Origin of the sequence: Olsenella uli, assembly GCF_901212675.1 — a bacterium.
Taxonomy (GTDB): Bacteria; Actinomycetota; Coriobacteriia; order Coriobacteriales; family Atopobiaceae; genus Parolsenella; species Parolsenella uli_B.
The window spans coordinates 1-13,299 of the sequence record NZ_CAAKOQ010000029.1 but is presented as its reverse complement, the minus strand read 5'-3'; the positions used below and the strand labels follow the sequence as shown (position 1 = coordinate 13,299).

Below are 13,299 nucleotides of genomic sequence, written 5' to 3'. Positions count from 1 at the left end.
TGAGGCGGGGAGCCGGCCGACGATTCACGCTGGCGGGCGCAAGCCGTGCCGACGCCGGCGGGTGCGAATCGCTCTGGTGCGCGCAAGCCGCGCCGGTGCAGGCAGGTTCGGGCCGCTCTTGTGCGCGCAAGCCGCGCGGATGCTGACAAGTTCAGGTCGCTCCGGCATGCGCTAGCCACGTCGGCGGGCAGCCCTCCCCGCCTCCCGGCCACCCACCACCCAGCCACCCGAAAATGTGACAAATCATACGGAAGGAAATGTGACAGGGCTAGCGGGAGAAGGTCCAGACCGAAATCATGGCGTCGCTCGCGGCGCCGGTGCCGAGATCCTTCTCGCGCGTGGCCCTGACCTGCGCGTCCACATGTTCCTGCAGGTAACCCTCGACGAGCGAGGCCGTGCGCTCCGTGGCGACGAAGACCATGTCGTCGCGACTCGCGAGCTGCATGAGCGGGCTGCCGTCGTCAAGGCCCCAACGCTCGAGCGACGCGTCCCACGCCGGGGTCTCGCTCTCCCAGCCGCCCACGAACATCACGTTGTCGGGGCAGTCCCACGAGGCGGACCCGAACGCGTCGACCCCGCTGAACCAGGCGCTCTGGGTGTGCCCAAAGACCACGAGCTTGTCGGGGTTGTCGGCCACGTACTGGCCGATGACGCTCGCGAACGGCAGGTCGAGGCGGCGCTGCAGGGGCGCCACGCTCGTGCGCCAGAAGCCCAGCAGGCCCACCACGCACACGGCGCAGACGGCGCACACGGCAACGCGGCGGCGCGCCACAGAGCCCCCGCCCGCGCCGGCGACGCCCGAGGACACACGCGCGTGCCGGCCCGCCTTGTGCCTCGGCCCCTCGCAGCACACGATGAGCGCGAGGAACGTTACGATGGCAATGGGGATGACGATGTGAAGGCGGGGCCTGCCGCGCATCACCACGAGCAGGTAGCTCACGAACGCCATGGCGACGACCTGGAGCTCCAGGAGGCTCGCGCCCACGGACAGGCGCGCCATGCGCGCCAGGACGAGGGCCACCACAGCAAGGGCCGCCGCAAGCCCAAAGAGCAGGTAGGTCACCTTGGCCTGGAGGGACGCCGCGAGGTTCGACACCCCGTACTTGGTCTCGAACGAGCCGATGCGCGCGAACAGGTCCGTGTCGAAGACGTCGTGGTCGACGAAGTCCCAGTCGTACATGACGGCGACGTCGTTCTCGGAGAGCTCGGGAGCTCGGGAGCGGACCTCGCCGACGGCCATCTGCTGGCTGTCGAGCACCGTGCGGCCGGCGTCGAGGTAGGCGGGGTAGTCCTGCCAGCCCGGGACGCTTCGGTAGGCGAGCTGGCCGGCGCCGTACGACGCCGCAATCACGAGCACCACGGCCAGGGCGCGCCCGAGCGAGGCGGCCCGACGGTTGCGCGCGAGCACCCACACGAGGAAGGGCACGAAGAGCAGAAGCGCCGCGATGCCGGACTCGGGGCGCAGGGAGAACCCGACGGCGACGAGCAGGTAGCCGAGGACCTCGGAGACGCGGAGGCGTCCCGCGTCGCCAAAGGTGGCGCGCGGCAGGATGAGCATGAGCCCGGCCGCCAGCGAGACGAAGGCCACCATCGTGAAGGTGAAGTAGAGGACGCAGAGGACCTCGCACGTGATGAGCGCGCACATGACGCAGGCGAGCTGCCAGCGCGCGAGCCCGAGGGCAGATGCCCGATAGTACGCGACCGAGAACGAGACGACGATGAGCGCGAGCAGCATGAGGGCATACCACGGCACGGCCGGCGCCAGGGCATAGAGCGCAGACAAGGGCGCGCTCACGAGCACGAGCGAGTAGGGCATGAGCCCGCCCGAGGCAGCCGCCTGGAACTGGCCGCGGGCGAAGAGCTCCTGCACGAAGTCGTCGGGAGGCGTGGCATAGACGGGGGCATGGACGACGCAGAGCGCCACGGCTACGGCCAGGGCCGCGAAGACGGACGCGAGTACGGGTCGGGCGAGCTTGCCCATGGCATCACGCTCCCAATCAGTCGGCGCACCGCGCGCGGATGCCCGGCAGCCTCACCTTGGTCGATGTCATCCATCGTATACCGTGAGCAAGGCCCGCGGAGGAGAGCGGCAGCATGACGATGGCGAACGGCAGCACGTAGACGGCCTTGGCCTCCCAGAGCAGATAGCAGCCAAAGCCGGTGAAGAACACGGCGGCGAGAAGGAGGGCGACCGGGTTTCCCGGCTCGGATCCCGCGGGGGCAGGCGTGCCAGCCCTCCCCCACCGCCTCGCCGAGCGCGCGACGAAGGCGAGCGCGGCGGCGAAGGTCACCGTCTGGTAGCCGTCGAGCATGAAAGTGAGCACCGTGCACGTCGCGCCGAACGGCGTGGAGAGGTCGGCCGGGTTGGGACGGGCGCCCATTGGGTCTCCGCACTCGGAGAGGTAGTAGAGCGCCTGGTAGGTGGGGTCGGCCCACTCCGTCGCGAGCTTCACGGAGAAGAACCAAGCTGCATGTGCCGGGTCCGACGCGAAGCCGAGGAGGTCGGAGGCGATCTCGCGGGCGGCGACGGCGTCCTGAAGGCTGGTGTCCTCGCCCGTGGCGGCCCAGACGGCATTGGCGTGGTTGGACCAGCCGCCCGGCGCGTAGGCCACCGGCCCGTCGTCCACGCTCACGTAGAACTCGCCCGTTCCCATGCGAAGCCCCAGCTCGAGGTGGTTGAGCGTGGTGAGCGCGTCGCCAAACTCGTAGCCGCCCGACGCCGAGCGCAGGGCCTCGAACGGAAGCCCCGAGACCGACCGCGCCACGGCCACGGACAGGGCGCAGACGACAAGCCCCCACGGCTCCTTGCGGCACGCCGCGACGACGGCCCACGCCAGGACGGCGCCAATCGCAAAGAGCACGAAGGTGGCCTTGATGCAGAGCGCGAGCGCGAGCGGCATCACCGAGGCCGCGCCCCAGGCAAGGCCGCGGGCGCCGCGCACGGTCATCGAGCGCGCCTGACAGGCGAGGAAGGCCAGCGCCAGGCCGCAGCCGATCGCGTTGCCGTAGAGGAAGGTCGAGAGCCAGTACATGGGCAGGCACGCCGCCACGAGCACCCAGAGCACCCGGCGCGAGCCTTCCGTGGGGCAGAGCTCCCGTCCGATGGCCAGGAGACTCAGCACGGCAAGCGTGTTGGCAAGCGCGGAGATGACCTGGAGCGCCACGAACGACCACGTGCCAAACGCGAGCTTGAGGGCGTACATGAGCCAAAACAGCGACGCCTGGAAGGGATAGCACGCAAAGTAGAGGCGCGCGTCGTAGAAGAGCGTACGGTACGGCCCCTCGAAGATGGCCGCGATGCTCCCGCCGTTGATGGCGTGGTTCACGAAGCCGTTGATCATCCAGGAGTCGCCCCAGTAGGTGTGCCAGGTGCGCAGCGAGGCAATGAGCGCGAGCTGCAGCGCGAAGGTGCCGAGCGCGAGGCCCCACGACGCGCGCCGGCCATCGAGCGCGGAGCCGCGCCGGTAGGCGAGCACGCAGAGGCCCAGCACGCAGAGGCCGCCGGCGGCGCCAGCCGCGAGTACCGCCCAGGTGCCACTACCGGCCACCGTGAAGACGGACATGCTCTGGGTGAGGTTGCCATCGTCCGACGACGTCATGAGCCAGACCGTCGAGAGCGCGGCGACGAAGGTCACGACGCCGAGGGACACCGCCGCGAGCGCGAGGCCCACCCGGGCGAGCGCGTTGCCCGCGCAGCGCACCCACGCGGCGCGCTCCGGCCTGGGGCCCTGCGCGCTCGGGCGGGCATGGCGCACGCCCGGCACGCCCGAACCCTCGGATGCCACCGCGTCCGGGCGCGCGGAGCCGCCCCGGCCTCCCATCGCCTCCGCCGCGCACGCGCCCGACCCGCACGAGGCAGCCGTCGCGGGCGGCCTCACGCGCCGCTCCCGCTCGTCTCGGCCGACTGGCCCGTCGTGAGTGCGGCCGTGGCCGCCGCGGTGGTGGGGGCATGGTAGCCCACGATCGACTCCTTGCCGTACCACTGGCAGAGCCGGTAGTTGATGTAGTTGTCCATGTTGTCGCGGATGTCGCCCATGAGCAGCACGTGCGGCACGTTGGTGTAGAAGGGGACCCTCAGGCTCGACTCCGTGGAGGACTCGATGGTCTCGAGGCGGCTCCACACCTGCGCGTCGTACGCGGCCGCCTGGCCGGAGACGAGCGAGCGCGCGGCCGAGACGCTCGAGAGCTCCTCGCCGAGGTTCTGGTCGGCTGCCATGGAGCCCACCACGCACGCGGCCACGAGCACGGCCAGCCCACAGGCGGCCGCCACCGGACGCAGCGCTTGCGATGCGTCGCGCACGGCAGGCCTGGAAGCCCCGGCGAGGCCGCCCGCCTGCGGCGAACCCTCCGACGCCGCCGCCGACACGACGCCGCCCTCGCCCCTGCGGGCGCGCTCCCGCGCCATGAGCCACCCGCAGACCCAGAACACGTCCACGAGCGCCAGCACCACGAACATCTCGAAGCGGCAGTTCTGCACGCGGCCCGGCCCCACCGAGCTCTGCGCCCAGAACGTGGGCGTGAAGCTCGTGCCGAAGAGCGCCACCGAGGCCACCGCGACCATGCCCGGCAGCGGGAAGCGCCACCCGCGCGCGGCGGCGCGCTGGCCCACGTGCAGGGCCACCGGGATGGCGAAGACCACGAGCAGGAGCACGAGGCCGCTCGACCACTGCTGCAGGTACTGGAAGGCCGAGAGCGCCGAGTGCCAGATGGTGTCCCACGCGCCCATGGCGTCCTCGGGGAACTGCGTCTGCTGGCGCACCTCGTTGCCCGGCGCCGCCAGGGACACCGCAAGGCCCACCACCATGAGGCCAAAGCTGGGCATGACGGCGACGGCGCTCCTGCGGCCGCGCAGGATGAGGCCCACGAGGATGGCCGCGAGCCCCCCCGCCGCGACGAGGCCCGTCACGAAGTTGCCGCCCGCCACGAAGGCCGCGAGCAGGGCCGACGCCACCACCACGCCGCGGGGGCGCCTCGCGCGCGCCGGGTTGCAGATGCGCAGGACGCACCCCAGGAGCACGAGCGCGGCGGCGTTGTAGGCGGTGTAGTAGATGGCGCTGTTGAACCAGAAGATGCCCTCGACGGGGCTGGGCTGCAGCAGGAGCTGGACGGCGATGGCCGCGCAGCTCACGCCGAGCCACAGGCCCCGCTCCGCCCCCATGAGCTCGACGAGCGCCACGCGCGAGAAGAAGAGCGTGCCGGCCACGAGCGTCGCGAGCACGATGGGCGCCGCGAGCACGTAGGCGTGTTCGCCGAAGACGCTGGGCTCGAGTGCCATGAGGAAGATGGCCGAGTAGGTGCCCTGCCAGTCGAACCATGCCTTGCCCGCCTGCTCGAGCGCGGTGACGAAGGCCAGAAACACGTTGCCCGTGTCCTGGAGGACCAGGTGCGCCCACACGCCGTAGTGCCAGTCGTCGGCATAGGAGTGGTTGTAGGCGCTGATGAGCACGAGCGGCACGAGGGTGGCCACGAGGCAGGCAATGCCGAGCGCGCCCACGAGCAGGTCGCCGCGCGGCACGCGCAGCATGGCTCCCATGGCGTTGACCTTGGCTTTTGACATCCCCCGTACCCCTTCCTCCTCGCGTGCACCATAGTCTACGGCACAAGCCGGACAAAAAAACGACGGGCGGGCGTGAGCGACACTTCCCCCACACGCCCACCCCGCCCGGGCGGCCCCTCGCCGCGGACCGGCCGCACGGCACAGCCGCGTCACCCTCGCCGCGGACCGGCCGCGCGGCACAGCCGCGTCACCCTCGCCGCGGCATGGTGGCATGACGCGGCCACGCCACCCCGCACCCTGCCGCCCACGCGCCGCCCTCCCCCGCGCTGCCTTGGCGATGTGAACACAATATGCGATCGGCCCGTGGGTCGTCTCTGCCTGCGATTTGTCGGATAATGGCGGTCACTCTGTGTAAACGCATGGGAGGATTTGCATGGGAATTCGCAACCGTCGCGCGCACGCCCGGTCCAAGACGCACATCGTCGGCTTCTCCGCCGCCGGCGTGCTCGGCTTTCTGGTCCTTCTCGCGATAGCGCTCGCGGTTTCTCTTGGCGCGCTCGTCGAGTCGTGGCTCCAGGACCTGCCCGACTACACCTCCGCCGACGCCTATCTCGTCTCCGAGCCGAGCGAGGTCTACGACGCCCAGGGCAACACCATCGCCACCTTCTACACGCAGAACCGCCGCTCGATCACGTCCGACCAGGTCTCCGACTACGTGCTCAAGGGTACCGTCGACGTCGAGGACGAGCGCTTCTACCAGCACAACGGCATCGACCCGTCGGGCATCGTGCGCGCCGTGTTCTCGCAGCTCGCCGGCCGAAACGAGGGCGCCTCCACCATCACGCAGCAGCTCGTGCGCAACACCGTGCTCTCCGACGAGCAGTTCGAGCAGTCGCTCAAGCGAAAGGTGCGCGAGGCCTACATCGCCATCGAGATGGAGAAGATGTACTCCAAGGACCAGATCCTCATGATGTACCTCAACACCATCTACTACGGCAACGGCGCCTACGGCATCGAGGCCGCGAGCATCACGTACTTCAACAAGCACGCGAGCGACCTCACGCTGGCCGAGGCGGCGCTGCTCATCGGCCTGCCCAACTCGCCTACCTACTACGATCCCACGAAGAACCCCGACGCCGCCAAGACACGCCGCAACAAGGTCCTCGACAACATGCTGCGCCTGGGCCACATCACCCAGGAGGAACACGACGCGGCCGCGGCCGAGGACGTGGTGCTGAACCCCGGCAACACCAACCTCGACAACGAGGGCACCTACCCCTACTGGACCAACTACGTGAAGGGCCTGCTCGAGGGCGACTTCTCGCACGAGACCATCGTCCAGAGCGGCCTCAAGATCTACACCACCCTCGACCCCACGTGGCAGAGCGCCGCGGAGAGCTCCGTGACGCGCCTGCTCAGCGAGACGGGCAACAGCGAGCTTGACAGCGCCCTCGTGGCCATCGACCCCTCCACCGGCTACATCAAGGCGATGGTGGGCGGCAAGGACTTCTACGGCTCGGGCGCGGGCGCCCAGGTGAACGCCGCCACCACGGCCTCCAAGCAGACCGGCTCGAGCTTCAAGATGTTCACGCTCGTCACCGCCCTCAAGAACGGCATGAACCCGGCGGTGCTCATCAACTGCAACTCGCCCATCCAGGTGGGCGGCGCCTGGCGCGTGCAGAACTACGGCAACGACTCCTACGGCACGATGACGCTCGCCGACGCCACGGCCATCTCGTCCAACACCGGCTACGTGCAGGTGGCCGGCGTGTTTGGCTACGACCAGGTGGTGGCCACGGCCAAGGAGATGGGCGTCACGAGCGACCTCAAGGCCTACGGCTCCACCATCCTGGGCGCCGAGCTCACGAGCCCGCTCGAGATGGCCGAGGCCTACGCCACGCTCGCGAGCGGCGGCCTGCACCGCGACCCGGTGGCCATCTCCAAGATCGAGGACCGCAACGGCAACGTGGTCTACGAGCACCAGGACAACCCCACGCGCGTCATCGACGAGGGCGTGGCCAAGGTGGCCACCGAGGTGCTCCAGGGCGTCATCACGCAGTCGCGCGGGTCTGCCCACACGATGCTCAACACCCTCAAAATCGACCAGCCCGTGGCCGGCAAGACCGGCACCACCGACAACCTCGACAACCTGTGGTGGTGCGGCTACACGCCGCAGGTGTCGGTGGCCGTGTGGACGGGCTACAAGGACGTCAACAAGGCGGTCTGGACCAACAACGGCTCGGGCCACCCCTTCAACACGTCGTGCCGCACGTTCGCCTACTTCGTGAACGAGATCCTCGGCAGCACGCCCAAGGCCGACTGGGCCATGGCCAACGCGCCCGACCCCACCTACAAGGACAACAGCTCCTGGACGTTCTCCAACACCGACGCGAGCACCAACAAGAACAACAACAAGCAGTACAACGCCACGAGCGCGGCTGCCACCACGAGCAAGAGCCAGTCCCAATCGGCCACGACCAGCAAGGACAAGACGACCGCGGACGCCTCCAAGGACACCTCGAGCAACGGAACCTCCACGGACAGCGGCACCTCCGGCTCGACCTCGAACGGCGGCAACTCCGGCACGGGCGGCACGCCGGGCAGCAACGGCTCCGGCACGGGTGGCACGCCGGGCAGCAATGGCTCCGGCACGGGCGGCGGGAGCACCTCCGGCGGTGGCACGCCCGGATCCGGCGGCACGTCGGGGTCCGGCGGCACGTCGGGCGGAAACTCCGGCTCCGGAGGGACGGCCTCGGGCAGCCCGGGCGACTCCTCCAAGCAGTAGCGCGCCACGGCCACGCTGGCATGCAGGCGGCCCGGTTCCCCCTCGCTGGGAACCGGGCCGCTCTCGTATCCGGGCAGCCCCTGGAGAAGGAGCCCGAGGCGTGGCATAGTGGAAGGCCAGTTCATTGGGCGTTCGATAGGCAGCAGGCCTTCGGACCACGGTGGAAGGGGCTGGCATGCGCGTCGTCGCGTGGGTTTTTGCAGGCATCACGCTCGTGGGCGTCGTGGCCCGCCTCGTGCCCGCGGCCGCATCAGACCTGCCCTACCTGCCCGTCATCGTGGCACTCACGCCCTGGTTCGCGGCAACCGCGGTCGTGGCGCTCGTCCTGTCGCACGCGCTGGGCGCGGGCGCGCGGATTGCCGTCCGCGTCCTCATGCTGGGCGCGCTCGCACTCGAGGTCCTGTGGCAGGGTCTCTTCCTCGTCCCCCACGCCCAGGCGGGTGCCTCCGCAGGACAGGCCTCCGCCCCAGCGCAGGCCTCCGCCACCACGCTTCGCGTCATGACCTGCAACGTCTATAAGGGCAAGGCCGACCCCAAGCGCATCGTCGAGCTCGTCCGCTCCGGGGGCGTCCAGGTGCTCGCCCTGCAGGAGACGACGCGCGACTTCGTGAGCGAGCTCGAACGGGCGGGACTGGGGGAGCTGCTCCCCTACTCCTCGCGCGCCTCGTCGGACGGCGTGTACGGCAATGGCATCTGGAGCGCCCTGCCCATCTCTGACGCGCAGAGCGACGCCGTGGGCTCGAGCGCCTCGGCCATGCCGTCGGGAACGGTGACGCTTGGCGCGGATGACTCGGGCGCGGGCGCGCGCATCTGTCTCGTCTCCGTGCACACCTGCGCGCCCGTCCCCGGCTACTGGGACCTCTGGAAAAGGAGCGTCGAGGAGATCGGCTCGGTGCGCGACCGGGCCGCGGTGGACACCGCCACGCGCTACGTCCTCATGGGCGACTTCAACGCGACCTACGACCACGCGCTGTTTCGGGAGATGCTGGGCGGCACGCTGAGGGACGCCGCCCGCGAGGTGGGCAGGCTCACGCTCACCTGGCCGGCGGACAGGGGTCCCGTGCCCGCGCTCTCCGGCATTGACCACGTGGTCATGGGGCCGGGCGTGGGGGCACAAGACATCGAGGTGGCGCCCGTTGCCGGCACGGACCACAGGGCCCTCCTCGCCACGCTTGAGGTCTCGTAGCGAGCCGGACGGCGGCCGGCTCGCGCATGCGTGGCCCGCCGGCAGCGGCAACCCGCCGCCTGCACCGCAGCCGACGCCCGCCTACAGGTCCGCCTTGGTGAGGATCTCCTGCGGCACGAGCCGCTTGCCCGAGATGACGCCCCGCACGTAGTCGCGCACGTCCGCCGGCAGCTCGTTGCAGAACGCCTCGAGGCCGTCGAAGGGCACGCCCTCCTGGGCGCTCGCCTCGTTGTCGAGCGGGTCGGCGAAGCGCTCGCGGGCCCGGCGCACCATTGCCACATACGCCGCCACGAAGGGACGCAGCTCGAAGCGCCCCTCGGCCACGCGGCGCAGGCGGTCGTAGATCTGGAGCCCCGCCCGGTCGATGTCGCCCCAGTACAGGACCTCGACGTCGTCGCAGCCAAGCGAGTCGATGAACTCGGGCAGGCGCCGCGCGTCGTCCACGAGGTAGCCGTTGCCAAAGACCACGCCCTCGACGCGCTCGCCCAGGATGAGGCGGCGCCCGTCGGCATACATGAGCTCGCGGATGTCGAGCCACGGGTCAAGGTTCTCCGTCACCACGATGTGCATGTGCGACCGCTTGCGCGGCACGTGGTGGAGCAGCCCCAGGCGCGGCTGGGGACGGTGGCGCACGATGTCGCGCAGCCCCATGCGCTCGAGGAGCTTGCGGCCGTCGCCGTCCTGCTCGAGGAACTTCTCGTCACCAAACACCTGGTAGGAGAGCTGTCGGCAGGTCAGCGTGCCGTCGCCGAGTGTGGGCGAGCCCACGAGCGCGCGGTCGAGCGAGCGTATCTTGTCCTCGAAGAGCTCGTAGGCCTCCGGGAAGCTCAACAGCCAGCCGTTGATCCACAGGCGCGGGTCGAGGTCCAAGATCTTGCGGCGCAGGTCCGTCGCCTCGGGCGTGTGCTGCACCACGCGCGGCACCTCGGCAAGCGTGCGTGGGCCGGGTCCCAGCAGCGAGCGGGGCTCGGTGCGGCTCTGTCCCGCCTGCGACCTCGCCTGCTCGCGGCCGCGCTTGGCGGCCGGCTGCTGCGAGCCCGCGCCGCGCGAGGCGGCCGCCTGCGCGTCTGCGCCCCTGGCGCCCGCGGGAGCCTTCGCCGACGGCGCATCGGACTTGGCGACACCCTTCGCGGCGGTCGGCTGGGCCTGCGCGTCCTGGGCCTTCTTGGCGCCCTCGCCCTTGGGCAGGGCCAGGTGGAAGCCGCCCGACTCACCCGCGGCCACGAGCACGCCGGCGCGCTCGAGCGTCGAGCGCGAGGTGGGACCCGCGCAGCCGTACCTCTCGAGCACCGAGTCGATGTCCGCCGGCGTGAGCGGGTCCCTGCGAAGCCGCACGAGGCCGCTCGAGATGCCGCTCGCGTTGCTGCGCACCGGCCCGTACGAGATCTTGGCCAGCACCTTGGCAAGGCGCACGACCATGCCCTGCTCCTCGACGGTAAGCTTCTTTGCCACGATTGCCCTTTCCTTGCGAGCCAACTCTTTTAGCATACCGTCGAACGACGCCCCCGGCTCCCTCTTCTTGATCGTCAACGCATCATGCGGCCCACCTACTGCCGAAGTGCCGCTCCCCCGGGACCAACACTTCACTTTTGTGACGCGGGCCTCGCGCCCCCGCCCGACTCGTCGCGCACCCCCACGCACACGCCGACCCCGCAGCAGCCGTGCGCCAACGATTGAGCAGCGACACGCAATCTACCGGGCAAAGCGACGCTCGCGTCTTCGCACTTTTGAGTTGTGAACGATTTTTAGGGACCAAAACGCACCCTTGAAAGTAGCTATCCCGGCGTTTGCAGGCGTCGTGCCAAAAAACGGCGCAATTACTCGTTCACAACTCGAAAGTGCGAAGACTCAAATCTCAATCCTTCCGGTAGATGCCTCGCGAGGCAAAGGTCCCACGTCCAATCATCCACGCGAACAAGCCCGGAGCCATCACAACCGCGTCGCGGAGACAACAGGACGCGAGGGCCCTGCCACACCCGCTCCCCACGACCTGAACCCGGCCCGTGACCCTACGTCTCAGGCCAAACCCGCAAGCGAGGATGCCCGGAGTTCCGCGCACAGCCGGTCACGGACCTCCCGCGTGCGATGGCTCTCAGACTTTGGCTTTAGACCGGCACTGCGCCGTATCACCCTCGCGATCTCAGCCATGGCGTCCAGGTCGTACAGCTGATCGGCCCAGACCGATAACTCTTGGATGCCCACCGAGAGCAGCGCGTTCGTTCTGGCATCGTCTCTTGCGCTGCCACCAGCAAGGCGATGGGCGAAGCCCTGGTATTCCACGTCGGTCCTCGCACCTGGCACATAGATGTCCGCGACGAGGTAATCACGCCCGGCAAGCACCCGGGCAGCAGGGGGCAGGTCGATCCGATAGTCCATGCGATAGTCGCCACACTCAAAGCCCCCGTAGACCTTTGGCAGCCCGAGCAACATGGCAAGCTGGGCCTCCATCGGAGAGCGCGCCCCGGCACGTACATGTCGGGAGGCAAACGAGGCCTTCGCAAGCCCACGGACATCCGTGATGAGCGAGCTTACGAGGGCAAGCCGCTCGGGGGTCGTGACGGGACGGACCCCGTCACACATAAGATTGCCTCGACCATTCGGAAACGCATAGGAGCCGCACAGTTCGAACGCAAACTCGAGCAGGGCGATGCGCGACATTCCGGAAGCTAGCTGCAACAGCGCGAGCTCCGGCGAGCAGACGTACATGTCTCTGGCCACACGAACGAGCAACCCGTCGGGAACTGCCCCGCGCCATACGTGAAAGCTCAGGAGCTTGGAGGTCCTACGGTTCTTCGCGCTGCCAACCAGGGCCTCGTACGGCCCAGATAGCCTCAGGGCCATCTCGGCGTCCTCAGCGCGAAAGGCAGAGAGCCTGGGTACGGTGATGGGTGCCAATGACGCGTCCCTCATCATGTCCTCGTGCCCCATGCCGCGAAGCATGTCGGTTGGGTAGAGCTCGTCAAGGCAGCCTCTCAGGGACGCATCGTCAAAGGAGCGAAGGTGGGCCCAGAAGGCCGCGGCAGTCTCGTAGCCAAACACGATGGCATCACCGGGAACGACCCGCGTAAACCCAACAAGCCGAGAGGGTGAGGCCAAGCCCGGCCTGTCACTGCGTCCCTGCATGGCACTCCTTCCACGCGTGCGATGGTGGGGAGAAATGCTACCGAGAAGACACGAGGATTTGTCACCCCCGCCACCTAAAAACGGCAAATGGTTCGCTTCGAGGGGTGCGCGGCAGAAAAGATGGGATGAACGGCACCATCGGGGAGGTACAAGGTGAAGCACCCGGGAGACCGGGAGGGGGCGAGAGGCGTCCGGGCCATCCGTCTTGGTAATCGACCAGCTGCCAATCAGCAGAAAGATAGCCATATGACAATCCGTCCTGCCCGCCTGAGCAGCCGGCAGCCAATCTACCGGAGATTCGGAGAATTGCGTCTTCGCACATTTGAGTTGTGAACGACTATTTGGCGCCCTTGAGGGGCCCACGGATGCAAACGCCGGGATACCTACCGCCACATCTCCAAATAGACCCGGAAAAATCGTTCACAACTCAAAAGTGCGAAGACCGTCATTCGAGATTCCCACGTAGATTGCGCGCGGGTCGAGGCTGTCGGTCAATTCCGGTGGTAGGTAGCCCCAGGCCAGGCAACAGGGAAATGGCCACGGCGCAAGATGACACGGTCAGAGATTACGCGAGCGTTCATGAACAGGACCCGGATGTGGCCAGACAGGAAATGGCGCGCAAGACTCACAAGACAGTGAAATGACGCGAGATAACGCACGCGACGCAAGTGCCCCGAGGTCGAAAGGGCGCCCGGGGCATTGCCCCGG

At 68.7% G+C, this 13,299-nt stretch carries 7 protein-coding genes; 2 read left to right on the top strand and 5 right to left on the bottom strand.

Translation table 11 applies throughout. The annotated features are described in order from the left end of the window. Positions 1–268: 268 nt before the first annotated feature. Genes EFAMC1_RS03315 through EFAMC1_RS03305 form a run of 3 tightly spaced genes read right to left on the bottom strand, consistent with a single transcriptional unit; the run spans position 269 to position 5,557 of the window. The gene (locus EFAMC1_RS03315; RefSeq protein ID WP_154052910.1) at positions 269–1,981 is read right to left on the bottom strand and encodes a hypothetical protein; all 1,713 of its coding nucleotides are present in this window, start codon (positions 1,979–1,981) and stop codon (positions 269–271) included. A 16-nt stretch (positions 1,982–1,997) separates the two neighbouring features. Beyond that, positions 1,998–3,878, bottom strand: coding sequence for a hypothetical protein (locus EFAMC1_RS03310; protein WP_154052909.1), 1,881 nt, complete (start codon positions 3,876–3,878; stop codon positions 1,998–2,000). Continuing rightward, the gene (locus EFAMC1_RS03305) at positions 3,875–5,557 is read right to left on the bottom strand and encodes a hypothetical protein (protein WP_154052908.1); all 1,683 of its coding nucleotides are present in this window, start codon (positions 5,555–5,557) and stop codon (positions 3,875–3,877) included. The genes EFAMC1_RS03310 and EFAMC1_RS03305 overlap by 4 nt, the downstream gene beginning before the upstream one ends. A gap of 373 nt (positions 5,558–5,930) precedes the next feature. Here EFAMC1_RS03305 and EFAMC1_RS03300 point away from each other — a divergent pair, with 373 nt between their 5' ends. Together EFAMC1_RS03300 and EFAMC1_RS03295 are read left to right on the top strand one after the other, a co-directional pair. Then, positions 5,931–8,282 (top strand): transglycosylase domain-containing protein, encoded by a 2,352-nt coding sequence (locus tag EFAMC1_RS03300; RefSeq protein ID WP_154052907.1) that lies wholly within the window; start codon positions 5,931–5,933, stop codon positions 8,280–8,282. A gap of 175 nt (positions 8,283–8,457) precedes the next feature. Next, the gene (locus EFAMC1_RS03295) at positions 8,458–9,468 is read left to right on the top strand and encodes an endonuclease/exonuclease/phosphatase family protein (RefSeq protein ID WP_154052906.1); all 1,011 of its coding nucleotides are present in this window, start codon (positions 8,458–8,460) and stop codon (positions 9,466–9,468) included. A gap of 81 nt (positions 9,469–9,549) precedes the next feature. Here the strand turns inward: EFAMC1_RS03295 and EFAMC1_RS03290 are convergent, their stop codons facing one another. Both EFAMC1_RS03290 and EFAMC1_RS03285 read right to left on the bottom strand, forming a co-directional pair. Then, positions 9,550–10,920: a Wadjet anti-phage system protein JetD domain-containing protein gene (locus EFAMC1_RS03290; protein ID WP_187324532.1), complete on the bottom strand. Its 1,371-nt coding sequence runs from the start codon at positions 10,918–10,920 to the stop codon at positions 9,550–9,552. Positions 10,921–11,484: 564 nt separating this feature from the next. Then, positions 11,485–12,591 carry a hypothetical protein gene (locus EFAMC1_RS03285; RefSeq protein WP_154052904.1) on the bottom strand — a complete coding sequence of 369 codons (1,107 nt, stop codon included), beginning with the start codon at positions 12,589–12,591 and terminating at the stop codon, positions 11,485–11,487. Positions 12,592–13,299: the final 708 nt, after the last annotated feature.

Bases quoted from the DNA above. Each gene is read 5' to 3' on its own strand.
- EFAMC1_RS03295 (WP_154052906.1), top strand. From the start codon at position 8,458: ATGCGCGTCGTCGCGTGGGTTTTTGCAGGCATCACGCTCGTGGGCGTC.
- EFAMC1_RS03315 (WP_154052910.1), bottom strand. From the start codon at position 1,981: ATGGGCAAGCTCGCCCGACCCGTACTCGCGTCCGTCTTCGCGGCCCTG.
- EFAMC1_RS03300 (WP_154052907.1), top strand. From the start codon at position 5,931: ATGGGAATTCGCAACCGTCGCGCGCACGCCCGGTCCAAGACGCACATC.
- EFAMC1_RS03305 (WP_154052908.1), bottom strand. From the start codon at position 5,557: ATGTCAAAAGCCAAGGTCAACGCCATGGGAGCCATGCTGCGCGTGCCG.
- EFAMC1_RS03285 (WP_154052904.1), bottom strand. From the start codon at position 12,591: ATGCAGGGACGCAGTGACAGGCCGGGCTTGGCCTCACCCTCTCGGCTT.